Origin of the sequence: Alcaligenes sp. SORT26, from assembly GCF_017377875.1 — a bacterium.
Lineage (GTDB): Bacteria > Pseudomonadota > Gammaproteobacteria > Burkholderiales > Burkholderiaceae_B > Alcaligenes > Alcaligenes parafaecalis.
In genome coordinates, this window is the sequence record NZ_CP070975.1 from 2,092,024 (window position 1) to 2,116,884 (window position 24,861).

Genomic DNA, 24,861 nt, shown 5'->3' on the forward strand with positions numbered 1-24,861 from the left:
CACATCATAGCCTGCGACGGGATAAGCCGGAGATATCCCAAAAAGGTTTAATCTTGAACAAGCAAGGCGTTTATTTTTGCAAAAGTTGGTAAACGAAAATTAAACGGATCGGATACATTATCCCAATCATTGCTTAACTCTTGATACGAGCCCGAGCCCATGGATGTTTTGCCTTCCTCTGCTTCGCACTTGGCCCAAATTTACCTACTCGGTACGTACCGACTACTGGTTCAAGGACAATGCCGCGCACAAATCATTAATTACGATAAAGCGCGTATTTTGTTGTCCATGTTGGCGCTAGCGCAGGGCAAACCGATCAGTCGTAGCCGCCTGGCTGAAACGATCTGGCACGAAGACCCGATCAGTGTGGGCCGTGCTCGTTTGCGCCATGCGCTACATGCCTTGCGCCGCGCCTTTGAAGGCTGTGATCAGGCCCTGCACATTACCAATGACACCTTGGCCCTGGACCCTAGCCGGGCCCAGGTGGATGTGCTGAGCCTGCTGCAACACCCCAGCCAGCCCTCGCTCAATGACCTGGAACGCCTGAATCTGTATCAAGGCCCCTTGCTGGGCCAGGTCAAGTTGCATCATGGCGAACAGTTGCAGGACTGGTTGCAAGATACACAGCAAAACATTCGACAGACTCTGTCGCAATGTCGTGACCGTTACATACAATCCGGCCTGGCTGCGCTGCCCACGCCGCAAGCAATCAGTTACCTTAAACGCTGGCTCCTGATCTGGCCGGAAGAAGAAAAGCTGCATCAGGAGCTGATTCGTCTGCTCAAGCAGGAAGGCCAACACGAAGCCGCCTTGCACGCCTACGAGCAATGCTCGGTACTGCTGGCGGATCGTCTGGGTTGTGAGCCTAGCGCCCAAACGCGCAGCCTGGTGGATTTGCCCCAGCGCCCTGCCAATCTGCCCGCCACAGCTCTACCCAAGTCGGTCTCCTTGCGTCTGCGTCCTTTGGCCGCAGTGGGTTTCTGCCTGCGATTTGAACCCGGCCACCGCCATGCTCGCGAGCAAGGTGGACACTTACTGGAAAAAAGCCGCCAGACCTTGCACCAATTGATTGAGCATCATGGTGGCTGGCCCTGCGAGGCCGGTCCCAATCAGTTGATCGCTTACTTTGGCTATCCCGAGTTGCTGGAGTCGCCCGTCACCCAGGCGGCCCAACTGGCCCGCGTCGCCGCGACCTTGCGCATGGATGAGCACGTCAAGCTGAGCATCGCCCTTCATGCCGATCTGGCAATGGATGACCAAAGCGCTTATCCCGACCCGTGGGGCCAATTGGCGCAGATTGTGCTGCCCCTGAGTTGGGAGGCTGCACCCGGCGCACCGCGTATCAGTTCGCAAGCTGCGTTGCGTCTGGACATCAAGGATATTCAAGGCCCTCTGGGTCGCCACAATGAAGCCCTGTGGCTGAACCTGAGCCCCTCTGATATTGATCACAGCCGTTTAACCAGCCGCGTCTATGGTCGCTCCCAGGAGTTCGATCATCTGGTGCAAGCCTGGTCACATATCGGGCCTAATCGTGCCTTGCATCACATCGCCATTCACGGCCGCGCCCATATTGGCAAAAGCCTGCTGGTGCAGTCGCTGGCCGACTATGTACAAAAAACGGCCCACCACTGCATTGTGCTGCATTGTCGCGAAGATAAACGCCGCGTGGCCTGGCACCCGATTCGTCAATGGCTGCACGAGCAGATTGGCGATTACCTCACGTCGCAAAGCAGCAAGCCTAGCGACCCCTTTTCTGTGCAGACCTTGCAAGAGGCCCTGGAGATCAGCCCCAAACAGGCCCAGTCCCTGCATCAATGGTTGAACAGCGGACCTGACGAGCAGGACTTGAATGAGCCCTCTACGGCTCATATGGACCTCTTGTTCAATTTGCTCAGCGGCCAGGGCAATTCCCCCCGCCGCCGTTTGCTGATTATTGAAAATGTTCAGTGGGCCGACCCGCCTACCCAGCGTCTGATTCGCTTGCTGGCGCATACTGCACCGCGTCACCCGACCCTCTTGCTGACCACCAGCCGCAAGCCAGGCCATGGTCTGGAACGCGCCGAGCACTTGAGTTTGCGTGCCCTGGATCGCTCCAGCATCAACAGCTTGCTGGGCGGCCAACGTGGCCAACGACTGGCCCGTGACAAGCGCAGCCGTCTGGTCAAGTTAAGCGCAGGCAATCCGGGCCACGCCAATGAGCTGCTGCGCTGCCACGAACTGAATATCGAATGCAGCGACGCGCTGTGCCTGACTGATCTGATCTGTACTCAGTACCACAGCCTCTTGCCCGCTACGCGCCACATCCTGCTCAGCATTGCCTTGCATGAGCAAACCATTGCCATCGACGAACTGGCCCTGATGTTGCGCCTGGACCAAGCCGCACTGAGCAGTGGTCTGGACACACTGGCCACGCTGGACTTGATTGATCTGCATGACGAGAGCGTCTCCTGCCTGCCTCTGGCCGCCCAGGCGCTGGAGCGCGTGGCAATGCGTGAAGAACTGCGCCAGTCCCACCATGCCATCGCCCAGCATGGCATACGCCGTCGCCATGCTCCCGAGCAGATTGCTCTGCATCTGTGTGAAGCCGAAAGCGCGGAAGCGGCTTTCTGGTGGCAACGCGCCGCCCGTGAGGCGCTGGCAAAAGACGATCTGCGTCAGGCCAGCCAATACCTGCAACGCTCCTTGAACCGCAGCGAACTGATTGAGGACCTGCAGGTTCGCCAAACCCTGCAGTTTGAATGTCGCATGTTGCAAGGCGCCATTGAATCGGCCCTGTACGGCCCGGCCTCTGCGTCTACCGCCATGGCTTACGAGCTGGGGCATGAGCTGCATGACGAGCATGACTCGGATCAGGTCATGATCAGCTTGTGGACGGCCTGGACGGCGTTTCAAGCCCAGGGCAACTTCGAGCAAGCCTTGCAAAAGGCGCGCCAACTGCTGGCCCTGGCCAATGAAACCAGCCACGATCAAAACCGGAGCTGGGCTCTGTACGCGATTGGCCAGCACGAGCTCTGGAAAGGCAATGTCAATAATGCCGTCCAGACGCTGAACCTGAGCCTGGCCGTGTTTGATGATCTGAAAGAGCAGAACAGTCGTCAGGCCATTGCCGAGCATTTCCCGCAGTCCATTACCTTTGGCACCTTGAGTGTCGCCCTGGCCTTGCAAGGCAATATGGACGCCGCTCAGCAACATGCGCATTTAGCCTTGCAAAGCTTGCGCGCCGATACCGCTTTTTCCCTGCGAGCCATTACCCATCTGTTCGTAATGCAGGCTTACTACCTGATGGAGCAACTGGAAGACTGCCTGCAAGTGGCCGAGCTGTCCTTGCAAGAGCTGCAAAAGTCGCACAACCCCGAGCCCTGGTCTGCGCTTAGCCGCTCTTACCTGCACTATTGCCATGTGATGCTGCATGGCCGCGAGACCAGCCTGCAATCCCTGCTCGACTGCGTGCAAATTGCTCAGTACGGTCTGCCCATCAGCACCGATGGTTTGATGAGCCGGATTGCTCGCGCCATGATTCGCCTGGGTCGCAGCAATGAAGCCATGCCCTGGCTGGACAAGGCTGCAGCACAAGGTCTGCGCTACGACACCAACAGCCTGGGCGCCGAGCTGCACTGTGTACGCGGGGATGCCTGGATGGCATTGGGCGAAAATGCCCAGGCCTTGCAGGAATGGAATTTGGCCGAGCAGCACATGGAAAAACACAGCCTGCATCGTTACGCGGACTGGATTCAGGCGCGTCGACAGGCTGTGCAGAAACTCAAGGTCTAATCAGCAACCCGCTACACCCACATGAAAATGCCCTCAAGGATTCAGCTTTATCCTTGGGGGCATTTCACATCCATTGCGCCTGGCAAAGCGTGACTTAGAGCAACCACTCAATCGGCAAGATAGACAGCACACCCACTCCGGCCCGTCGCCAGATACTGGCATTGGGTTCCGTCGTGAACAGGCGCTGGGTGCCGTCTTCATTCAACTGAATCCAGACCAGCTCCCCTTTATCATCCAGCTCGACGCGATAACTGCGGTAAGGCAGGACTTCCTCAAAACTCTTGGACAAGGCTTGCGCCATTTCCGAGCTTTCAATAATGAAGCCCAGCTCGGTATTCAAATTGACCGAACGCGGATCGAAGTTGAAGGAACCCACAAATAAGCGCTTGCCGTCCACCGCAAAGGTCTTGGCATGCAAAGCCGAGCCGGAACTACCAAATGGCCCGGAGCCGTGGCGAGTCGGCTTATCGTGGGTAGGTCGCAGCTCCCACAACTGCACACCTGCCTCCAGCAAGGCCTTGCGTCGTTTTGCATAGCCTGCATGCACGGCCGTCACATCTGTAGCAGCCAGGGAATTGGTCAGCACCCGTACCCGCATTCCGGGCCGGGCCATCATGTCCTCAAACGCACGAACGCCCGCAGCGGTGGGCACGAAGTAGGAGGACACCAGATCCACCTGACTAGTGGGTTTGCCCAGCACATGGTCCATTTGCCAGACCAGCAACTGCTCCGGGTTCACGGGACCCAAGGCCTTGGCAGGATCATCGCTGATCATGGTGGCGCGTGCCCACTGGAAATCCAGCTCGCCTCGCACTAAATGGCTGACCAGATCCGATTCGCGCAACACTTGCTGATAGTCTTTGGCGCGCGGTTGCGCCTCGGCTTCTTGCAACTGCTGTTGAAACTTGGCCAAGGCATCCGGGCCGCCCGTCTTGATCAGACTGTCTACCGGATAAGCGGACTGGCTGGCCCAGTAGCGATCAAAATCCTTGGACACATCCTGCACAACCGCGCCAATCGCCATCACATCCAGGTCTGCAAACAGAACGTCCTGGGTGGCACCGAAATACTCATCCCCCACATTACGCCCGCCAATAATGGTGACCTGGTTATCCACGGTGAAGGACTTGTTGTGCATGCGCCGGTTCAGGCGGGAAAAGTCCGTCAGAAAACCCAGCGGCTTGGGCCAACGCAGCACAAAAGGATTGAACAGGCGCACTTCAATATTGGGGTGTGCGTTCAGGGCGGCCAAGGTATCGTCCAGGCCCGTGATGCCATTGTCGTCAATCAGCAAACGCACACGCACACCACGCTCGGCTGCCTGCAACAAGGTGCCCAGCATCAGGGTGCCAGTGGTATCGCCCCGCCAGATGTAATACTGCACATCCAGGGTTTTTTGCGCGGCAAAGGCCAGCAAGGCACGGGCGGCATAGGCGTCGTGCGGATCGAACAGGGGATAAATTCCCGTCAGTCCGGGATGCTGCTGCGCCATGGGGTCCACAGCCTGACCAATCATGGTGTTTTGCGCCTGATCCAGGGGCAAGGCTTCAGTCTGGCTACGCCCTTCCAGCGAGGGCAAGGCACACCCGGTCAAGCCAGCCAGCAAGGCTCCACCGGCAATCAGGCTGCGCCAAAAGAAGGACAAAGGCTGCCCCTTGGAACGGGGAATTGTCGGCTTCTTGCTGGGGTCGATTTTCATGAAAGCATCTCTGTGGACATGGGCATCGCTGCACATAGTAGCACCGCCATCCCGGCAGACCGATGGCACGTTTCGCAATCAATACTTGCAGCAAGTGACAGGGCGGACAACAATAAAGCACCAACCCATACTTTAAACCTGAAACAAGTAGCATGCCGCCCGCAACGTCTTCCGCTTTACTGCCCCGCCACCTTGCCATTATTTTGCTGTTGATGCTGGGCAGCTCCTTCGCCGCCAACCATATTGCGGCCAAAGTGGCGCTGGACCACGGCACCGGGCTCATCATCTCCGTTATTTTCCGCTCGGCCGCAGCCACCCTGGCCTTGAGCATGCTGCTGATCTGGCGCAAGCAAGCCTTGCATGTGCCGCGTCAGTATCTGGGCTGGCAACTGATGCTGGGCGGGCTGATCACCCTGCAGTGCATGCTGATTTACTCCTCTATTGCCCGCATCCCGGTGGCCCTGGCCTTGCTGGTGGCCAATATGTACCCGATTCTGCTGGCCCTGCTGACCTGGGTACTGGGTGGGCACAAACCGACTCGCAAGACCTCCATCATCATGGTGGCGATTCTGGTCGGTCTCTTGCTGGCACTGGATACACCTAGCCTGATCAAGGGCGCAACGCTGGATGCGCAATGGGTGCTGGGCGTGGTATGCAGCCTGCTGACTGCCCTGACCTTTGCCATTGGCCTGTGGATTACAGAAAATAAACTGGCGCCCCTGCCCGGTCTGGTACGCAGTTTCTGTACCATCAGCCAAACTCTGGTCTGCCTGATTGCCCTGAGCCCCTTGGGGCTGCTGCCCGGTGGCTCATCCCTGCCCCACGATGCTGTTGGCTGGATTGCCCTGTCGCTGGTCTGTGCGCTGTACACCACGGGCTTTGTAACCCTGTTTGTACTGGCTCCACGGCTGGACATGACGCGCAACGCACCCTTCATGAATATGGAGCCGGTGGCTTCCCTGATTCTGGGTTGGCTGATTCTGAAGCAAACCTTGAACTCCACCCAATTGCTGGGTGGGGCCGTGGTGCTAAGCGGGATTATCGCCTTGGCTTACCAACGCGCACCCCGTAATAAATAACAGCAGAAACTAGGCTCTGGACAGAAGCCGCTGCCAAACGCGCGGCAGCACCTGCAACAGATCTTCTGGAATCAGGCCGGGGCCAAACTCCAGGGCGGCTTGTGAATGAAGCCAGACGGCAGCGCCTGCTGCCTCAAAAGCAGGCATGCCCTGGGTCAACAAGCCGCACACCAAACCGGCCAATACATCCCCACTGCCCCCTGTCGCCAACCAGGGTGGCGCGCAGGCATTGATCAAGGCCCGTCCGTCCGGCGCGGCAATCACCGTATCCGCCCCCTTCAGAACCAACACAGCCCCGCATTGCCGAGCCGCCAGACGCGCGGCTTCCAACCTATCTGCTCCGCCATCAAAAACACGAACGAACTCCCCGGCATGCGGAGTCAACACACATTGCTCGTGCAAAGCATCCAGCAATTCCTGCGGCTGTTCGGCAAAGCTGCTGATTGCATCCGCATCCAGCACACACGGTTTCCCGGTCGCCAACAAAGCCAAGGTCAGACGACGGGTCGCCTCCCCCAGGCCCGCTCCGGGCCCCACCAGCCAGGCACGAATCCGTTCGTCCGTGCTAATGGTTTCATCCAAAGGCGCCACCATAATGCTGTCCATTGCGCTGGCGTAAACGGGCCAGACTGAAGGCGGCACTGCCATGCTGACCAGCCCAGCTCCAGCGCGTTGCGCGGCACGGGCCGCCAGACGACTGGCACCCGTCATTCGTTCGCCCCCAACCACCAAGGCATGTCCACGGGTGTATTTGTGACTCTGGGCCCCCAACTGCGGCAAATGGCCTTGCCACAAAGCCGGTTCATTCAACCAGGTATTGGGCTCCTGCAAAGCGGGGGCAGGCATGCCTATTTCGGCCAGCTCCAGCTTGCCGCACAAGGCCCGCCCTGGATACAGCACATGACCCGGCTTGTAGCGTACAAAGCTGATTGTCACCGTGGCAGGCGCCACCCCACCGCGCACCTGCCCGCTGGCGCCATCCAGACCCGACGGCACGTCAATGGCACACACAGGCACTTTGGAAGCCGCCAGGGACTGAATCAGGGCGGCTGTCTCGCCTTCTACGTCGCGATCCAGACCCGCACCCAGCAAACCATCCACCACCACGGAAAAACGTCGGAAATCCGGGCACTGGCTTTCCCAGCGACCCTGCCATTGCGATTGCGCCCAGGCAGCCGTTCCTTGTCGCAGGGACGGGTCCACCAGACTGAACACAGAAACAACCCGCCCCTGTTCGCGCAGAATTTGCGCGGCCACCAAGGCATCACCACCGTTATTACCCGGCCCGCACAAGAACAGCACAGCCCCTTGCGGCCAGTGTCTCTGCACAGTCCGCGCCACCGCACTGGCGGCGGCCTGCATCAATTGCTCGATGGATACCCCGAAACCCGGTGCCGCCGCGTCCATACTGGCGCATTGTGCCGGGCTGTACAGGGCCTGTTTTCCGGGAGCTGCGCTGAGGGGCAAAAAACCATATTGGGACACGAGGGGCATGGCAGGCTCACAAAGGCAGAAATAAAGACACCTGACCACAGACGGCTTATCACCCGTTTGCGGTCCCGAAAAGGCGTTCGATACTGGACCGGCCGACGACAAAAAAAGAACGGGTCGCCGCCCGTTCTCTTATCTTAGTGCGAATTGTCTGAATGCAGAACTGTCGCTATCGCCAGCCACTTGCTTAGGCGGACTGCTGCTCTTGCCTATCCTTGACGGAGCCCACAGACAGCTCACGCGGCACATCCACCCCATTTTTAATGGCAATGATTTCAGCCATGATGCTGACCGCAATCTCTGCCGGGGTTTTGCTGCCTATATACAAACCAATCGGGCCTTTAAGCTTGTCGATTTCCTGGGCCGTCAAATCGAAGTACTCGGCCAGGCGTTCGCGGCGGCTCTGGTTATTACGCCGCGAGCCAATCGCCCCCACATAAAAGGCACTGCTTTTCAGCGCCTCCAGCAAGGCCATATCGTCCAGCTTGGGGTCGTGCGTCAGGGCCACAATGGCGGTGCGCCGATCTGGCACGCAGGCGATCACCTCGTCATCGGGCATGCCGCTGACCACACGTGCGCCCGCCACGCTCCAGCCCTGAATATGCTCGCTGCGCGGATCGCACACCGTCACATCAAAGCCATTGAACAAGGCAATGGTGGCCACGTACTCGGACAATTGCCCGCCCCCGATCAGCAAAAGCCGATAGGACGGGCCAAAGGTGACAGACAGGCAATCCTGGCTAAGGTGCAAAGCCGCTGGAACACGGGTAGCGCTGCCCCAGGCACGGCCGGTTTGCAGATCCACATGACGTTGCACCAGATGACGCTGTTCCAGCAAACCCAGCACATCCGACAAGGCCTGCGGGCAGGGGTTGAACTCCACCAGCAAGCGTATCGTGCCCCCGCAAGGCAGGCCAAAGCGGTGCGCTTCATCCGCGCTGATGCCATAGGTCAGCAGTTGGGGGCGACCATCGCCGTGCAGGCGTTTATCGCTCCCTTCAGGGTCGTGATAGGCGCGGATCAGATCGTCCTCGATACAACCGCCCGAGACTGATCCGACCACCGCCCCACCCTTTTCCAGAGCCATGATGGAGCCCTCTGGACGGGGGGACGAACCCCAGGTCTGCACAACCGTGACCAGAATGGCATCACGCCCTTGTGCGCGCCATTCTTGCAACTGGCGCAATACCCTGACATCCAGGCTCTCCATAGTCGTCTCCTGTCTTTCCTGTGTTTACTTGAATACCGGCATACCACCACCGTCGCCCGAATCATCAAAGGGATTCATGTTGTCGCCGTATTCATCCTGCATTTCGATCGTGACTGTATTGGGATCAATTTTGGCGCCCGTGCCCTTGTAGTGCGTCACCATGCCGGGGAACAGCAATACCACGGCAATCATCACAATCTGGATGCAGATAAAGGGTACGGAGCCCCAGTAAATGTCGCCTGTGGCCACACCCGGGATCTTCTTTTTAGTCACTTTGTCGATGTAATCATCCTTGGGCGCCACCGAGCGCAAATAAAATAGTGAGAAGCCAAATGGTGGATGCATAAAGGATGTTTGCATATTAACGGCTAAGAGCACGCCAAACCAGATTAAATCGATACCCATCTTGTCGGCCACCGGCCCCAGCAAAGGCACGATGATGAAAGCCAGCTCGAAGAAATCCAGGAAAAAGGCCAGTACAAACACCAGCACACTGACCAGAATCAGGAAGCCGTATTCGCCGCCTGGCAGGTCAATCAGCAGGTGCTCCACCCACAGGTCACCGTCCACGCCACGGAAAGTCAGCGAGAAGATGGTGGAACCGATCAGAATGAACATCACAAAGCAGGACAGCTTGGCTGTGGTGTCCATAGCCTGCTTGAGCAAATCAATGCTCAGTCGACCACGGCTGACGGCCATCAGAATGGCACCGACTGCGCCCATCGCGCCGCCTTCGGTAGGGGTAGCAATCCCCAGGAAGATCGTGCCCAGCACCAGGAAGATCAGCCCCAGCGGCGGGATCATTACAAACACGACCCGCTCGGCCAATACCGACAACAAACCCAGCTTGAGCCACTTGTTGATCAGAGCCAGCAAGAAGGCCACACCACCTACCAGCAAAATTCCAATGATGACTTTCTCATCAACCGGGCCATTGGGGTCAATCCAGAACTCGTCCAGCACATAACCGGCAACCAGAGAGATCAGCAGGAGCACGCACAAGGAACGGGAGCCCGAACGGCCATTGGCCTCCGAGTACGTACGATGCTCAACGGGAATGGGGGGCACATCCTTGGGACGCAGCACAGCCAGAATCAGGATGTAAAGCAGGTAGGCACCTGTCAGCACCAGACCGGGCACCATCGCGCCACGGTACATATCGCCGACCGAACGACCCAACTGGTCAGCCAACACAATCAGCACCAGGGATGGCGGAATAATCTGCGACAGTGTTCCCGAGGCGGCAATTACCCCAGTTGCCAGTCGACGGCTATAGCCGTAACGCAGCATGATAGGCAGGGAGATCAGGCCCATGGAAATGACCGATGCCGATACCACACCGGTTGTGGCGGCCAGCATGGCACCCACAAACACCACGGCAATCGCCAGGCCACCAGGCATGGAGCCAAACAACTGGCCAATCGTATCGAGCAGGTCTTCCGCCATGCCCGAACGCTCCAGAATCAGCCCCATAAAGGTAAAGAAAGGAATGGCCAGCAAGGTATCGTTGGCCATGATGCCAAACACCCGCAGCGGCAAGGCCTGGAACAAGGACCAGTTGAACAGGCCCATTTCCACACCAATCAGGCCGAACACCATGCCGTTGGCGGCCAGAGCAAAGGCAACCGGAAAGCCCAGCAGCAAGAAAACAATCAGTGATGCAAACATCACTGGCGCCATATTGGCGACAAATAAATCCATCATGATCTGGTTCAGCCTTTCTGTTGATGCACTAACTTGGCCTCGGCTTGCCGTGCAATTTCTTCAGCCAGCAACTCTTCGGGCGTTTTTTCCTGCAACTTCTTGTTGGGGTTGGGGCAAGCGCCACGCAAAAAACCAATGCACTTGATCAGATGCGAAATCCCCTGCAGGGAAATCAGGGCGAAACCAATAGGAATAATCAGTTTGGCGGGCCAGCGAATCAGGCCACCGGAGTTGGAGGACACTTCCTGCGTCAGATAAGAGTCCATGAACACCGGCCAGGACAAGGCCATGATGGCGATACAGGCAGGCAGCATGAACAGCACCACACACGCCGCTTCGATCATGATTTGCTTGCGCTCGGACAGGCGCGAGGCCAGCACGTCCACGCGTACGTGTTCGTTGCGCAAAAAGGTGTAGCCACCGGTTAGCAGGAACAAGGCGCCAAACAAATACCATTGCACTTCCAGCCAGGCATTGGAGCTGGAATCGAAAAATTTACGCGCAATGGCGTTATAGGAACTGATCAACACCACCAGCAGAACCACCCACATGACCACCCGGCCACATAGCTGATTCAGGCTGTCGATCGCCCTTGATAGTTTTAGTAAAGATTGCATCAATCCCCCAGATTTTCTGCGTTGAAGTTAGTTGAAATCTAGTTGGACCGAAAACGGGTAGCGCGCTTTTCAACTGCGTCCAGCAGGAAATACAACACCAGACCCATCACGGCCAAAATAAACAGGGCGGAGAACACGCGCACGGTGTCAAACACCCCCTGGGCGCTCATGATCACAAAGCCCAGCCCCCGCTGGGAGGACACGAATTCGCCCACAATGGCTCCCACCAAAGCCAGGGATAGAGCCACTTTCAGGCCCGCCATGATGGACGGCAGCGCCGAAGGCAAACGCACCTTGAAAAACAGGGCGACCGGCCCACCTTTCAGGACACGGCCCAGGTCCAGAATGTCCGGCGAGACCGAGCGCAGGCCTTGCACCGTATCCACAATCACGGCAAAGACAGCAATCAAAAAGGCGATAGCCACCTTGGGCTCGTAGCCGGTGCCCATCCAGACCACGAACAGGGGTGCCAGAGCGACTTTCGGAATACTGTTAAAACCCACAATCAGGGGATAGCAAAAACGCTCGAAGAGCGGTGAACACACTAAAGCGACCGCGATCAGCACGCCGCCTACGGCGGCCAGTACAAATCCAGCCAGCGTGATGCCGAGCGTGTATAACGCTTGACCCATGTACCAACCCAGTTCGCCATACAAATCCTCCAGAATCAGCGAGGGGCGCGGCAAAATCACTTCCCGCACCTGCCCCAGCCAACAAATTAGTTCCCACGCCAACAACACCACGACGGTAGAGACCACGCCCGCCAACCAGGAGGGCATGGAACGCAAGGCTTTACTCATGGCTATCTCCTGCACCATCGGCAATACCAAACAATTGGCGGATATGAGCCACATGACGCCCGAACTCCGGGGTCTCGCGTAGAGACAGCGGGCGAGGACGGGGGAAGTCGATGTGGATCTGTTCCAGAATGCGGCCCGGACGGGAGGAAAACACCAGCACGGTATCGGCCAGGAACACGGCTTCGGCAATGCCGTGCGTCACAAACAAGGTGGTGTTGCCCGTTTTCATCCAGATGCGTTGCAACTCGGCGTTCATGTTGTCGCGCGTCAGTGCGTCCAGCGCACCGAAAGGCTCATCCATCAGCAGCAGGCGTGGGTCATCGACCAGAGCACGGCAGATGGAAGCGCGCTGGCGCATGCCACCAGACAACTGGCGCGGATAGCTATCCGCAAACTGGGACAGGCCCGTCAAGGCCAGCAAGGCATCCACCTTGTCCAGATAGTCCGCCGTACGTTTGCCCGCGAACTCCAGGGGCAACAGAATGTTGTCGCGTATGGTGCGCCACTCCAGCAGGGCATCGCGCTGGAACACCATGCCCACCTGATCGGGCGGGCCGCTGACGGGTTGCTGGTCTACCGTCAGGGAGCCACTACTGATATCTTCCAGCCCGGCCACACAACGCAAGAAGGTGCTTTTCCCGCAGCCGCTAGGGCCCAGAATGCTGATGAACTGGCCGGGTTGAATATCGACATTAATGCCATCCAGGGCCAGCACATCCCGCGCACCTTCAAAGCGCTTGCGCACATCTTGAGAAAGAACCCGCGCCGCCATTACTTCTGCTCCAGCGCGGTCAGGGATTGCGTCGTCACCACGCCGGACTGGTAGAAATCCGTGGCTTTCTGACCAGCGGGAATCAACTCCACCCGCTCCAGCGTGGCAATCGTCTTGTCCCAATCCGCAGGCTGGTTCACACCAATGCTGCCTTGCCCGACGGCTGGGCCAAAGTAGGTTTTAAGAATGTTCAACTGGTCCAGCAAAATCGCTTTGTCCAAACGCGCATTGGGGCGTTGCGCCACAATCGCATCCACAGCTTCTTGCTCGTGACCGTTGTAAATGTAGTTCCAGGACTTGGCGACCACATTAGAGAATGTCGTCAGCTCCGCACCACGACTGGCCAGCTTGGATTCGCTGGTGAACAGACCAAAGCTGACCATATCCAGACCATGCTGAGCAAAAGGAATGGCATTGGACTCACGTTGACGCGACACCGAGGCCAAGACAAACGGAATAGTTGAAATAACCGCATCTGCCCGACCCACGGCATAGGTGGCGGCCTTGCCAGCCGCATCCACGCTCAGCAGATCCACATCACTGCGGCGCAATCCACCTGCTGCCAGGAAGGCATCCACAAACGGAGCTTCCAGCGAACCGGCGGTATAGGCGATCTTGCGCCCCTTCAAACCCTCCGGCCCCGTGATGCCCGAATCCTTGGGCACCAGCACGCCAATATCACTGGTCGTGGCAAAGGTAGCCAGACCTTTGACCGGCAAGCCTTTGCTGCGGGCAATGACCATAGAAGCCAGTGCGGCCTGGCCCACATCGAAGCGGTCGCTGCCACCCACGATCTGCACCGCCGTCACCGAACCGTTGCCATCTTCCAGGCGCACATCCAGCCCAGCCTGCTTGAACCAGCCCTTTTCCACCGCCAGATGAAACGGGGCATGAACGGCCCAAGGCGTCCAATCCAGCTTCACATTCAAGGGTTCTGCTGCCACCCCCCACGTGCTCAACAACAAGGTGGCCCCGATTGCGAGGCGCACACGTCCTCCCAAAGCTTTACGCTCCGTCATCTCCTTACCCCCGTTTTATTTATCGTCTTGCGTCGTCTAGGCGTTTATGAGCGCCGGAAAAGTCCCATGAAGCGGTCCCACAAAATGCTGAAGAACATCTTGACCGGATTGAACTCGGCCACGACCGGTTCTTCACCTTCGGCCAGCGGTTTTTCCAGGCGCAAGTTCACGTTCTTGCCGAACTCCGCAATCATGCGACGTACGAAGTCCTGAACCAGCCCGGAGCGCGAAAACTGCGCCAGCGGCCCTTGCAGCGAATACACCAACTCGACTTCCACGCGGCTGCGTTCGTCGCCATCCGGATTGACCTTGAAGCTGACATCGCCACGAGCACGCGATTGGCTCAAAGAGTCCACACCTTCGCCGCGCAGCACGGCGGCACGGCGCTCGTTGTCTTCTTCCAGCGTGGCATTGCCCTTGAAAGCGGCCGACATGGGGCCGAACTTGATGGCGATCTTGCCCTGTACCGTAGCCCCCTCCTGGGACTCGATAATCGCACCGGGCAAACAACCCGCCACCTTGGGCAAATCTTTCATGAAAGCCCAGACCTGATCAGCCGGGAAGCGGGCATCAAAACCACCTTGAATCGCCTGGCCTTTGCCCTTGTCGGCACTGCCGGAGGCGGCAGGCGCAGCAGCCGCCACCGGAGCGGGAGCCTGTACTTCTTCCTGTACGGCTTCAAAGGTGGTGAAACCGTTCTGGTTCCAGTCCTGTTGCACGTTTTGCACCACAGCGGCACGCAAGGCTTCTACCTGAGCATCGGGCTGATCGCGCATGGCTTGCAGCACGGACAGAATGGCGGCCGTAATGCCCTGATAGCCGGTGCAGCGGCAAATATTGCCGGACAGCTCAATACGCACACGGGCTTCATCTGCATCCGGTAAACGCAGCACGATGTCACGGCTGGTGGCCAACATGCCAGGGGTACAAAAGCCGCATTGCAAGGCGTGTTTTTCAGAAAAAGCCTTACGCAGACGGCTCATGATCGGGTCGTCGTCATAACCTTCTACGGTGGTGACTTCGTGGCCATCACAGGCACCGGCAAAGGTAATGCAGGAGCGTACCGGACGGCCATCGACCAGCACCGTACACGCGCCGCACACACCGTGTTCACAGCTCAGGTTGGTGCCGGTCAAACGGCTTTTCTCGCGAATGAAATCACCCAGGTGGGTACGCGACTCGGCCTCATGCTTTTGCAAGCGGCCGTTAACTTGAATCGAGATTTCTGCCATGTCTTAACCTTTCACGCCCAGAGCTTGCTTCAGGCTGCGCTCTACTACCGTACGGAACAGCACCTGATGGGCTTCGTCCCGCTGTGCCAGATACGGCTGCAAGGCCGCTGCAATGGTGTCCCCTTCCAGGACGGCTGCCCCTTGTGCGGCCACTTTCACGGCCAGCTCCGGCAAGGAACGCGGTGCGCCTTCCATGGCACCAATGACCACTCGCGCCGTGCGCGTGGCCGGGTCGAAATAGCAGGCGCAACTGGCATCGGCAAACTCACCCACTTTGCGCGTGAATTTGTAGTAACCCCAACGAGCCGAACCGGATACTTCCGGCACATCGACGGACTCGATAAACTCACCGGCTTCCAGCACCGTGGTGTAGGCGGCCAGCATGAATTCGCTCATGGGAACGCTGCGGCTGCCTTGGGTTCCACGCACATTGACGTTTGCACCCAAAGCGGCACAAGTCAGCACCCAATCCGCTGCCGGATCAGCATGGGCCAGGCTGCCACCCAAGGTGCCGCGATTACGCACACCTCGGTAAGCAATGCGGCCTGCGACTTTCTGCATCATGTGGCCGCGCAGCAGTTCATGAATGCCGTCTTCGATCTGGGCATGCGTCACCGCGGCACCGATACGCACCTGCCCTTTATGGGCCGATACCTGACGCAGTTCGGGCACTGCCGACACATCCAGCACACGGCCTGGGCGTACCAGACGCAGATTCAACATGGGGCCCAGGGACTGACTACCGCCCATCAAGCGCAGCGCTGAAGGGTCGCTGCCATAGGCATCCTGGATCTGTTTCAGGCTCTGGGCCTGTTCGTACTCAAACTTGGCGGCCTTCATGCCTGAACCTCCGACACGGGCTGTTTATCTTGCTGACTAACGGGCTGTGCTGCGGCGCGAATGGCGCTCAGCAGTCGATGCGGTGTCACTGGCGTATGCGAGACCTGTGCCCCCGTGGAGCGCAAGGCATTATTGATGGCGGACATGATGGCGGCGGGAGGCGCAATCGCCCCGCCCTCGCCCATGCCCTTGGCGCCGAACTCGGTATTGGGCGACGGACTTTCCATGTGTTCGATATGAATATTGGGCACTTCGCAGGCACCGGGCATGACATAGTCCGCCAAGGTCGATGCCAGCGGCTGACCGAACTCGTCGTACGGCATTTCTTCGTACAAAGCGGTGCCAATCCCCTGGGCAATGCCGCCAATAGTCTGACCTTCCACAATCATGGGGTTGATCATGACGCCGCAGTCTTCCACCACCACGTACTTGAGCACTTCCACCCCGCCGGTACGCGGATCAACCGCCACCACCACGGCATTGCTGGCGTAGGTGAAGCTGCCGGTATCGACTTTGGGCTTGTAGCCCACGGACAGTTCCAGACCTTGCGGGTCCACATCTTCAGGCAGATGTTGCGGGTTGATGTACCAGGCATCAGCCACCTGGGCGATGCTGACCTGGCGGTCATTGGCACTGAACATATCGCCTTGATGCTGCATGCTGTCCACATCGGTTTTCAGCATATGGGCGGCAATCTTGCGCACGCGTGGCAGCAGCTCTTTACAGGCCTTGGAGACTGCACCACCCGACATCACCAAAGAACGGGACGCGTAAGTGCCGGTAGAAAATGGGGTGCGGCCAGTATCTCCGTGCACCACTTTGATCTTGGCCACGGGAATACCCAGAATCTCGCTGGCGATCTGGGCAAAAGACGTTTCCATACCCTGACCGTGCGAGTGCACACCGACACGCACTTCCAGGCCACCGTCTGGCGTCATGCGTACAAAGGCCTGGTCGAAACCTGGAATAACAGCCGTCCCCCAGCTCGCAAACACGGACGTACCGTGTGCGGATTGCTCGGTATAGGAAGCAACACCCAGACCAATCAGACGACCATCCGCTTCGCCTTGGGCCTGCCGTGCCATCACGGCATCCACGTCCACCGCTGCCAAAGCGCGACGCAGGCTTTCTGGATAATCGCCCGAGTCGTAATGCTTGTTGGCCACGTTGACGTAAGGCATTTGCTCGCCTTGCACCAGGTTCATCAAGCGAATCTCCCAGGAGGACTTGCCGACCGCCAAAGCGATCTGATCCATCATCTGTTCAATGGCCAGACAGACACCCGTACGGGCTACGCCACGATACGGCATGAAACCCGGTTTATTGGTGCCCACACCGCGCGTGCGGCAGCGGTAGCCACGGAAATCATAAGGACCGGGCAAGTTACCCAAGGCCTGACCTACTTCCAGACCCACAGTAAAGGGCCAGACAGAATAAGCGCCGCCATCAATATCAATTTCAGCATCCAGCGCCAACAGGCGGCCTTCATTGCTGATATGTGCTTTCAGACGGTACTGGTGTTCACGGGTATTTGCGCCCGCAATCAAATGCTCGCGGCGATCTTCCATGAAACGGAAGGGCTTGCGGAAAGTCTTGGCCAGCCAGGCCACACACAGTTCTTCTTGATGCAGCACGCATTTGTAGCCAAAGGCACCGCCCACATCGGGGGAAATCACGCGCACCTGGGCCTGATCCATGCCCAGAAACTGAGCAATACCAGTCCGGTGCATGTGCGGAATCTGACTGCCGCAATACACCACCAACTGATCGGCCTGAAAATCCCAATAGGCCAACACGGCCTTGCCTTCCATAGGCAACATGCATTGACGCGACAGGCTGACGGAATGCTCGATCACGCGGTCGGCACGGGCGGCGTGCTCTTCAAAAGCCACGTCCGAGCGCAGTGTCACAAACTCATTGTTCTGCCAGCCGTCATGCAACAGATCACCCTGTGCGGCCAGCGAGGCCTGCACACTGCCATAGACCGGCAGTTCGTCATACAAGGCTTCAATCTCTTCCAGAACGTCCTCGGCCACGGCGCGGCTTTCGCCAAAGGCCAGAGCCACCGGCTCGCCCACATAACGCACACTACCCGAGGCCAGCGGCGGCATGCTGGAGGCCTGATAACTGGGCAAGGTGGACGCGGCGTAAATATCCAGACAGTCCGGCATATCAGCGCGGGTAATAACCTGCGCGCGTGCGCTGTCTTCAATATTGATCTGACGAATACGGGCATGCGCCATAGGGCTGCGCAGGAAGGCGACTTCCTGCAGCCCTGGCATGGTCATGTTTCCGATGAAGTTGCCCTGGCCATTGAGATGGCGCGCATCCTCCTTGCGGAGAATACGCGCACCGACTCCTTGGCCACCCAGGCTTGACGGGTGACTGTGCTGACTCATTTCACTACCTTAAGAATGTGCTGCTTAACTGCGCTTGCCCAACTCGCTGAAGGTGAAGTTGTCCAGGGCGCTTTCAGCCACCCGGAACCAACTGGCTTCCTGCTCCTGGAAGGCCTTCCAGCTTGGATAAATCTTGGCAAAATCGGCGTTGCTGTCCGACAGTTCCTTCCACAGTTCCTGGGACTTGTCGTAAGCGGCCTTCATGACGTCTTTGGGGAAGTAACGCAGCTTGGCACCTTCTGCCACCAGCTTGCGCAAGGCAGCCGGGTTCAAGGCGTCGTACTTGGCCAGGCTGAGCATGGTCTGCTCGTTACAGGCCGTCTCGAAAGCAGCTTTGAAGTTGGCAGGCAAGGCTTCCCAGGCATCTTTGTTGACCATGGTGGTCAAGGATGCACTGCCCTCGAACCAGCCGGGGGAGTAGTAGAAAGGAGCCACTTTGTTCAAGCCCAGCTTTTCGTCGTCGTAAGGGCCAATCCACTCGGCCGCGTCAATCGTGCCTTTTTCCAGCGAGGAGTAAATATCGCTAGGTGGAATCTGCTGAGGCACAGCGCCCAGTTTGGACAGCACCATGCCACCAATGCCACCGATACGCATTTTCAGGCCTTGCAGGCTGTCCAGGTCCTTGATTTCCTTGCGGAACCAACCACCCATTTGTACGCCCACGTTACCTGCCACAAAGTTCACGATGTTGTACTGGCTGTACATTTCACGCAGCAATTTCAGGCCGCCACCGAAGTGCACCCAGGAATTGTGCTGGCGGGCGTTCATGCCAAAGGACAGGCCGGTATCAAAAGTTACGGCAGTGTTCTTGCCCACAAACGCGGTGCTGAGCACGTGATTGCACTCGACCGTGCCGTTGCTGATGGCATCCATATTCTGGGCGTAAGGCACCAGCTCGCCGCCGGGGAATGCGCGGATCTCGAACTTGCCTTCAGTCAGTTCGCTAACACGTTTGCACAGCGCTTCCGCCGAACCGTAAATGGTGTCCAGGCTTTTGGGCCAGCCGGTGGACATGCGCCAGCGCACGGTAGGGCTATTTTGCGCAATCGCAGGGGCGGCTACTGCTGCCAGACCTGCACCCGCGACCGTTGCCGATTTCAGCAGAAAACTACGACGCTCCATCACTCACCTCTTTGTATTTTTTAATGTATTCACACCCCCTGCTCGATAGGGGCCTGGGTATTTTCCCGCCAATCTGGCCGTGCACTCAGGCGCACACATCATGCTCTTGCCAGACCGTCCCCCCAAGGGACCAGACGGATGTCCGAAGCCATGCTGCCGTGCTGTAAAAATCACATTCACGACTTCGATAATAGTAAGTGTGCTGATTAATTAATTTTTGGTCAAGCAGGGAAACTACTGACGCATGTCCTTGATGGGATAAAGGAAAGCCGCATCAATAGCTTAAGCCTCAACTAGCGCAATCCCTTATAAAAACGATATTTGATTTTATAATTTATACAGTATACTGACTAATTGAAAGCACAAACCGGAGACAACTTTGAACTGGATAAAAATTTCCGAAACCGATGCCATCGACAACGAAGAGTCCCTGGCCATCGAGTGGGAAGGCAAGAAACTGGCCCTGCACAAACTGGAGGACGAGTTCTACCTGACCGACAACGTCTGTACTCACCAATACGCCCTGCTGTCCGACGGCTATCTGGAGGATGGTTGTGTGGAATGTCCCTTGCATCAGGCCAAATTCTGTTTGCGCACAGGCAAGGCCATGAACGCGCCTGCCACGGTGGACATCAAGGTCTATCCGCTGCGTATTGAAGGCAGCGATATTCTGGCTGACTTCAGCCAGGCCTAAGCACTTTTTTTTGCTGACGAGACCTGCAACATCATGGCAAACCACACTTCCGTACTGATCATTGGTGCTGGCCAAGCGGCTTCGGTGCTGGCACGCGAACTGCGCAGCCTGGGCTATACCGGCAGCATCACGCTGGTGGGCGACGAAGCCCACTTGCCTTACGAGCGTCCGCCCCTGTCCAAAGACGTGCTTAAAGCCAGCGCAACGACAGACAGCGTGTTTCTGCAAAAGGCAGAGTTCTACCAAGAACAACAAATAGAACTGCTGCTCGGCACGACGGTGCAATCGCTGGACTGCAACACACGTCAGGCGACCTTGAGCAACGGCCAAACCTGGAACTTTGAGCACGCCGTGCTGGCCACAGGCGGCGCTGCTCGCGAACTGGCTTTATTACCTGCCACTGAAGCCAACGCCCTGTATCTGCGCACGCTGGACGATGCGCTCAGTCTGCAAGCCCGCTTGCAGCCCGGCTTGCGCGCACTGGTGATTGGCGGTGGCTTCATGGGTTTGGAGCTGGCCTCTACCGCCAGCGAAACTGGCGCACAGGTCACGGTAATTGAAGCGAACGAACGCTTATTGGCCCGCAATGCCCCTGCCCTCTTGTCGCAATGGCTGCTAGAGCGCTTTGAATCCAAAGGCATCACGGTGCGCTTGGGTCATGGCGTACGTCAGGCTCACTTTGTGGCCGAAAACGAGCATCCCGTGCAGTTGGAGCTGAACGACGGTCATACCCTGAATGGGGATCTGGCCATTGTGGCGGCGGGTCTGACAGCGAACTCCGCCCTGGCTCAGGCTAGCGGCATTGCAGTCGACGAGATGACAGCCGGGATTATTGTGGATCGCCAGGGTCGCACCCGTGTGGCGGGTATTTATGCGGCGGGCGATTGCGCCACGCAGATTTGCCCGGACACCTCCTTACGCACGCGCACCGAATCCTGGCAGAACGCCAATGAGCAGGCTCGTCAGGTAGCCCACGCCATTGCCGGGCAGGATGCCCCTGCTGCACCCGTTAGCTGGTTCTGGACGGATGTGCTCGGTTGCAACATCCAGATGCTGGGCCAAGGCGGCCCGGATCTGAACTATCAGGTACGCGGTGTCATGGACAGCCAGGGCGATGCCATCAGCTTCATGTTGCTGGCCTTTGAAGGTCAACATTTGCGACACGCGATTGCCGTCAATGCCGGAGCAGATTTACGCGCTTTACGCAGTGTCATGGAACAGGACTTGCCTGTGGATCCGGCCATCGTGCTGGACCCGGCAACCAAGCTGCGCCAGTACGTGAAAGAAGCGGCCCGTACGGCCTCAGTCTAAGAAAGAGAAGCGGCCTGCGCCGCCTCGTCATCACGAATCATTAAAGAGTTATCAGAGGAGATCTCCATGTATCAGACGCAAACGGTGATAGGCCAGACGGTCGGGTCCAAAGACCGCCCCGTTGAGGAATGCACCTGGCCCGAGGACGTGCTCAACACCATTCCAGACTGGGTCTACACCAGCAACGACATCTACAACCGCGAGATGGAACGCATTTTCCACGGCGACACCTGGAACTTTGTGGCGCTGGAAGCGGAAATCCCTGACTCGGGCGATTACAAGCGCTCATATGTAGGTTCCACACCAGTGGTCGTCGCTCGTGCGGAAGATGGCAGCATCAACGTCTTTGAAAACCGCTGTGCACACCGTGGCGCGGAGTTTTGCCGTCATAACCAGGGCAATACTAATGAATTTGTGTGTCCGTATCACCAGTGGTCTTACAGCCTGAAGGGCGATCTGCAAGGGATTCCTTTCAAGCGTGGTGCGAACAAAGAAGGCGGCATGCCGCGCAGCTTCAAGAACTCTGAGCATGGTCTGAAAAAGCTGCATGTGACCACGCACAATGGCGTGATCTTTGCGTCCTACAGCGACAAGGTCGAGCCGATTACGGAGTATCTGACACCCGAAATCCTGAAGGATTTCGAGGCCATTTTCCCCGGCAAGAAGCTGAAAATTCTGGGCTACTACCGTAACGAGCTGCCTTGCAACTGGAAGATGTACCACGAGAATCTGAAGGATCCTTACCACGCGACCTTGCTGCACTCTTTCCTGGTGGTGTTTGGTTTGCTGGTAGCGGGCAACAAGTCGCAGATGTATGTAGACCCGGTGCATGGTCGCCATGGCTATATGGCATCCGCCAAGTCCGAGGACAAGTATGCCGAGGTCAGCGAGGACAACAAGAAGGAAATGCGTTCTTTCGTGGACGATATGCGTTTGCGCGACGAGCGTTTCCTGGACTACGTCAAAGAGTTTGATTCGCCCTGGTCGGTGACCATGCAGACGATCTGGCCCAACCTGATTGTTCAGCGCGAGATGAATACCTTGGGTGTGCGTCAGATTGTGCCCAATGGCCCGAACAGCCTGATCATGCAATGGACCATGTTTGGCTACGAGGACGATACCGAGGAGATGACGCGTCACCGTCTGCGTCAGGGCAACTTGATGGGTCCTGCCGGTTTTCTGGGTCTGGAAGATAACGAGGCCATGAAGTTTGTACAGGAAGGGGTACGTCGTTCCAGCAGCGAGGTGAACATCATCAAGCTCGATGAGAGCAAGCTGGGTACGTCCAATACGCTGATCTCGGAAGCGGCTATTCGCTCCATGTACCAGTACTACCGCCAAGTGATGGATCTGTAAGACGAGCTGACTTATGAAAATGGATTTTTCTTTCAAACCCGCCCAGGTTTCTGGTGAGCGCGCTTTGGCTCTGAAGGCGGAAATTGAGCTGTTCAATGCCGAGTACTGTGCCACTTTGGATCGTGGCAATGTTGAGGACTGGCCCATGTTCTTTGTGGAGGACGCCTTGTATCGCGTCACTTCACGCGAGAACGCGGACCTGAAGCTGCTGGTGGGCCTGGTCTATGCCGAAGGCCGCAACATGATGCACGATCGCGCGGTGGCTATTGCCCGCACGCAAATGTATGCGCCGCGCTACATGCTGCATCTGGTGACGGATGTTCGTGTGGTCAGCGAGGCGGACAACGGGGATATCGAGGCTGAAGCCAATTTCATGCTGATGCAGACTTTGGTGGAAGGGCCTTCTACAGTGCATCTGGTGGGTAATTATTTTGATACGTTCACCCGCGAGGAAGGCCGCTTGATGCTCAAGGAACGTCAGGTGATTTTTGATACGTCCATCCTGGCGAATGACCTGGTGTTTCCGGTGTAAGACTTCTTTCTTATATCTGTTTTTTTTATAGCTGTTTCCGAGCCACTTGAGTCAGAGGGTCTTCTGATTCCTTTAAGCACCTTTCTTTGTTGAGGGGTGCTTTTTTTTGCTTATTTTTTGCTTATTTTTTGGAAAGTGGAATGAGGCTTTGGAACTGTTAGCACAGGTTGAGGGGGAAGATTGATCCTGGAGATGAAAGAAGACTCTGTGAAGACGCCATTCAGTCAGCCTGCTGAGGTGTTGGGGCTGAGCACTTGCCGGTGCTGCGCACCGATGCCCTTGTCAGGAGATAGCTACGGGCGCATCCTGAACTCGCCGGGTACTTGGTCCCCCGGACCAAGTACAAGCGTCCGGCTCAGACAGCAGGATGCTTGCACCCCTACGCTATCTCCTGACCGCGGCAAGCACTCTGATCCGCCCCAACACCTCAGCAGGCTGACTGAACGGCTCACAATGGCTTTTTATCTACCAATCTCTTACAGACAGACTCTTTAAACAAACAGGGTCTCGTACCTTGCTCTTCTACGTTTCCTAAGCGCATATCGTTCTGCTCTTCTGCCCCCCCCTAAAACCCTATCGTCTTGCCCTTTCGCATTCACTAAATCGGCTTCGTCACATCAACAACTCAAAAGCCGCGAGCAGGACTAACTTGCTGTTTACTGCGTGACCTGTCCTGATAGCACACCAAGAACTCTACTCATTCACGGAATCTCTAAAAACACACTCCACTGCCACTCTTCGTTTTACTTTCCCTCTAAACACAAAAGAACAATTAAAAAAACCACATCTAAACTAATATCCCCAAACCCCGAGAACATTCAGCCTCAGCCAAAGCAAACCCCATCCTCTTCCCCTCCCTTCCCTTCCTTTCTCCACCCATCCAATCTGAGCCCCTACCTTTCATCCCACCTCTGCAAGTGCCGTTTGGGCTTTAAACCATGTTGCTTGTTTTCTTGTGCGGCCCGGGTTCGGCTTGTCGGGCGAGTCAGGGCTCTTGCCGCAGGCGGAGTGCCGGGGCGGGATACAAGGGTCGTGCTGTTTGAGGAGCACGCTTGCGGTTTGTCCGGGGGACAAATCGCGCTCCGAGTTCACGACCCGCCCGCCCCGGCACTCTGACAAGGGCACCCACGCGCAGCGTGGGCAAGGGCCCCGCCAAGACAAGCCGAACCCGGGCCGCACAAGAAAACTATCCACCGCCCTCACACAAAGCCCA

At 57.4% G+C, this 24,861-nt stretch carries 18 protein-coding genes; 6 read left to right on the plus strand and 12 right to left on the minus strand.

The window, feature by feature from the left end; all coding sequences use genetic code 11:
- Positions 1-159: 159 nt before the first annotated feature.
- Positions 160-3,771, plus strand: coding sequence for an AAA family ATPase (locus JYG33_RS09685; protein WP_207871975.1), 3,612 nt, complete (start codon positions 160-162; stop codon positions 3,769-3,771).
- Between the two features lie 94 nt (positions 3,772-3,865).
- Here the strand turns inward: JYG33_RS09685 and JYG33_RS09690 are convergent, their stop codons facing one another.
- Entirely contained in the window at positions 3,866-5,470 is a 1,605-nt protein-coding gene (locus JYG33_RS09690; protein ID WP_279382236.1) for a phospholipase D family protein, read from the minus strand.
- A gap of 152 nt (positions 5,471-5,622) precedes the next feature.
- Here JYG33_RS09690 and JYG33_RS09695 point away from each other — a divergent pair, with 152 nt between their 5' ends.
- The gene (locus tag JYG33_RS09695; RefSeq protein ID WP_207871978.1) at positions 5,623-6,549 is read left to right on the plus strand and encodes a DMT family transporter; all 927 of its coding nucleotides are present in this window, start codon (positions 5,623-5,625) and stop codon (positions 6,547-6,549) included.
- 9 nt (positions 6,550-6,558) lie between these two features.
- Here JYG33_RS09695 and JYG33_RS09700 read toward each other — a convergent pair whose 3' ends face one another.
- The 11 genes from JYG33_RS09700 to JYG33_RS09750 all read right to left on the minus strand — a co-directional run bounded on the left by JYG33_RS09700 (position 6,559) and on the right by JYG33_RS09750 (position 19,755).
- A complete protein-coding gene (locus JYG33_RS09700; RefSeq protein WP_207871982.1) occupies positions 6,559-8,043 on the minus strand; it encodes an NAD(P)H-hydrate dehydratase in 1,485 nt (494 codons plus the stop codon).
- Between the two features lie 184 nt (positions 8,044-8,227).
- Complete coding sequence (locus JYG33_RS09705) at positions 8,228-9,250, minus strand: XdhC family protein (protein ID WP_207871986.1); 1,023 nt, start codon at positions 9,248-9,250, stop codon at positions 8,228-8,230.
- Between the two features lie 24 nt (positions 9,251-9,274).
- Positions 9,275-10,951, minus strand: a complete 1,677-nt coding sequence (locus tag JYG33_RS09710; protein WP_207875806.1) for a TRAP transporter large permease subunit — start codon at positions 10,949-10,951, stop codon at positions 9,275-9,277.
- An 11-nt stretch (positions 10,952-10,962) separates the two neighbouring features.
- Positions 10,963-11,571, minus strand: coding sequence for a TRAP transporter small permease subunit (locus JYG33_RS09715; RefSeq protein WP_207871989.1), 609 nt, complete (start codon positions 11,569-11,571; stop codon positions 10,963-10,965).
- A gap of 38 nt (positions 11,572-11,609) precedes the next feature.
- Positions 11,610-12,371, minus strand: coding sequence for an ABC transporter permease (locus JYG33_RS09720; RefSeq protein ID WP_207871992.1), 762 nt, complete (start codon positions 12,369-12,371; stop codon positions 11,610-11,612).
- Positions 12,364-13,143 (minus strand): ABC transporter ATP-binding protein, encoded by a 780-nt coding sequence (locus JYG33_RS09725; protein WP_207871996.1) that lies wholly within the window; start codon positions 13,141-13,143, stop codon positions 12,364-12,366. The genes JYG33_RS09720 and JYG33_RS09725 overlap by 8 nt, the downstream gene beginning before the upstream one ends.
- Positions 13,143-14,162, minus strand: coding sequence for an ABC transporter substrate-binding protein (locus JYG33_RS09730; RefSeq protein ID WP_207871999.1), 1,020 nt, complete (start codon positions 14,160-14,162; stop codon positions 13,143-13,145). The genes JYG33_RS09725 and JYG33_RS09730 overlap by 1 nt, the downstream gene beginning before the upstream one ends.
- A 44-nt stretch (positions 14,163-14,206) precedes the next feature.
- Complete coding sequence (locus tag JYG33_RS09735) at positions 14,207-15,394, minus strand: 2Fe-2S iron-sulfur cluster-binding protein (protein WP_207872003.1); 1,188 nt, start codon at positions 15,392-15,394, stop codon at positions 14,207-14,209.
- Between the two features lie 3 nt (positions 15,395-15,397).
- Positions 15,398-16,234, minus strand: a complete 837-nt coding sequence (locus JYG33_RS09740) for an FAD binding domain-containing protein (protein WP_207872006.1) — start codon at positions 16,232-16,234, stop codon at positions 15,398-15,400.
- Complete coding sequence (locus tag JYG33_RS09745; RefSeq protein WP_207872011.1) at positions 16,231-18,633, minus strand: xanthine dehydrogenase family protein molybdopterin-binding subunit; 2,403 nt, start codon at positions 18,631-18,633, stop codon at positions 16,231-16,233. Before JYG33_RS09745 ends, JYG33_RS09740 begins: the two co-directional genes overlap by 4 nt.
- A gap of 24 nt (positions 18,634-18,657) precedes the next feature.
- Positions 18,658-19,755, minus strand: coding sequence for a TRAP transporter substrate-binding protein (locus JYG33_RS09750; RefSeq protein ID WP_207872015.1), 1,098 nt, complete (start codon positions 19,753-19,755; stop codon positions 18,658-18,660).
- Between the two features lie 379 nt (positions 19,756-20,134).
- On the opposite strand from JYG33_RS09750, the gene JYG33_RS09755 reads away from it, so the two are divergent.
- The 4 genes from JYG33_RS09755 to JYG33_RS09770 all read left to right on the plus strand — a co-directional run bounded on the left by JYG33_RS09755 (position 20,135) and on the right by JYG33_RS09770 (position 23,648).
- Positions 20,135-20,449 (plus strand): non-heme iron oxygenase ferredoxin subunit, encoded by a 315-nt coding sequence (locus tag JYG33_RS09755; protein WP_207872018.1) that lies wholly within the window; start codon positions 20,135-20,137, stop codon positions 20,447-20,449.
- A 33-nt stretch (positions 20,450-20,482) separates the two neighbouring features.
- Complete coding sequence (locus tag JYG33_RS09760) at positions 20,483-21,760, plus strand: FAD-dependent oxidoreductase (RefSeq protein WP_207872021.1); 1,278 nt, start codon at positions 20,483-20,485, stop codon at positions 21,758-21,760.
- A 66-nt stretch (positions 21,761-21,826) separates the two neighbouring features.
- On the plus strand, positions 21,827-23,116 hold the full coding sequence (locus JYG33_RS09765; protein ID WP_207872024.1) for an aromatic ring-hydroxylating dioxygenase subunit alpha: 1,290 nt from the start codon (positions 21,827-21,829) through the stop codon (positions 23,114-23,116).
- Positions 23,117-23,129: 13 nt separating this feature from the next.
- Positions 23,130-23,648, plus strand: a complete 519-nt coding sequence (locus JYG33_RS09770) for an aromatic-ring-hydroxylating dioxygenase subunit beta (RefSeq protein WP_207872028.1) — start codon at positions 23,130-23,132, stop codon at positions 23,646-23,648.
- Positions 23,649-24,861 lie beyond the last annotated feature (1,213 nt).

What these genes read in the sequence shown, in the direction of transcription:
- JYG33_RS09685 (WP_207871975.1), top strand. Translation starts at nt 160, where the DNA reads ATGGATGTTTTGCCTTCCTCTGCTTCGCACTTGGCCCAAATTTACCTA.
- JYG33_RS09690 (WP_279382236.1), bottom strand. Translation starts at nt 5,470, where the DNA reads ATGAAAATCGACCCCAGCAAGAAGCCGACAATTCCCCGTTCCAAGGGG.
- JYG33_RS09695 (WP_207871978.1), top strand. Translation starts at nt 5,623, where the DNA reads ATGCCGCCCGCAACGTCTTCCGCTTTACTGCCCCGCCACCTTGCCATT.
- JYG33_RS09700 (WP_207871982.1), bottom strand. Translation starts at nt 8,043, where the DNA reads ATGCCCCTCGTGTCCCAATATGGTTTTTTGCCCCTCAGCGCAGCTCCC.
- JYG33_RS09705 (WP_207871986.1), bottom strand. Translation starts at nt 9,250, where the DNA reads ATGGAGAGCCTGGATGTCAGGGTATTGCGCCAGTTGCAAGAATGGCGC.
- JYG33_RS09710 (WP_207875806.1), bottom strand. Translation starts at nt 10,951, where the DNA reads ATGGATTTATTTGTCGCCAATATGGCGCCAGTGATGTTTGCATCACTG.
- JYG33_RS09715 (WP_207871989.1), bottom strand. Translation starts at nt 11,571, where the DNA reads ATGCAATCTTTACTAAAACTATCAAGGGCGATCGACAGCCTGAATCAG.
- JYG33_RS09720 (WP_207871992.1), bottom strand. Translation starts at nt 12,371, where the DNA reads ATGAGTAAAGCCTTGCGTTCCATGCCCTCCTGGTTGGCGGGCGTGGTC.
- JYG33_RS09725 (WP_207871996.1), bottom strand. Translation starts at nt 13,143, where the DNA reads ATGGCGGCGCGGGTTCTTTCTCAAGATGTGCGCAAGCGCTTTGAAGGT.
- JYG33_RS09730 (WP_207871999.1), bottom strand. Translation starts at nt 14,162, where the DNA reads ATGACGGAGCGTAAAGCTTTGGGAGGACGTGTGCGCCTCGCAATCGGG.
- JYG33_RS09735 (WP_207872003.1), bottom strand. Translation starts at nt 15,394, where the DNA reads ATGGCAGAAATCTCGATTCAAGTTAACGGCCGCTTGCAAAAGCATGAG.
- JYG33_RS09740 (WP_207872006.1), bottom strand. Translation starts at nt 16,234, where the DNA reads ATGAAGGCCGCCAAGTTTGAGTACGAACAGGCCCAGAGCCTGAAACAG.
- JYG33_RS09745 (WP_207872011.1), bottom strand. Translation starts at nt 18,633, where the DNA reads ATGAGTCAGCACAGTCACCCGTCAAGCCTGGGTGGCCAAGGAGTCGGT.
- JYG33_RS09750 (WP_207872015.1), bottom strand. Translation starts at nt 19,755, where the DNA reads ATGGAGCGTCGTAGTTTTCTGCTGAAATCGGCAACGGTCGCGGGTGCA.
- JYG33_RS09760 (WP_207872021.1), top strand. Translation starts at nt 20,483, where the DNA reads ATGGCAAACCACACTTCCGTACTGATCATTGGTGCTGGCCAAGCGGCT.
- JYG33_RS09765 (WP_207872024.1), top strand. Translation starts at nt 21,827, where the DNA reads ATGTATCAGACGCAAACGGTGATAGGCCAGACGGTCGGGTCCAAAGAC.
- JYG33_RS09770 (WP_207872028.1), top strand. Translation starts at nt 23,130, where the DNA reads ATGAAAATGGATTTTTCTTTCAAACCCGCCCAGGTTTCTGGTGAGCGC.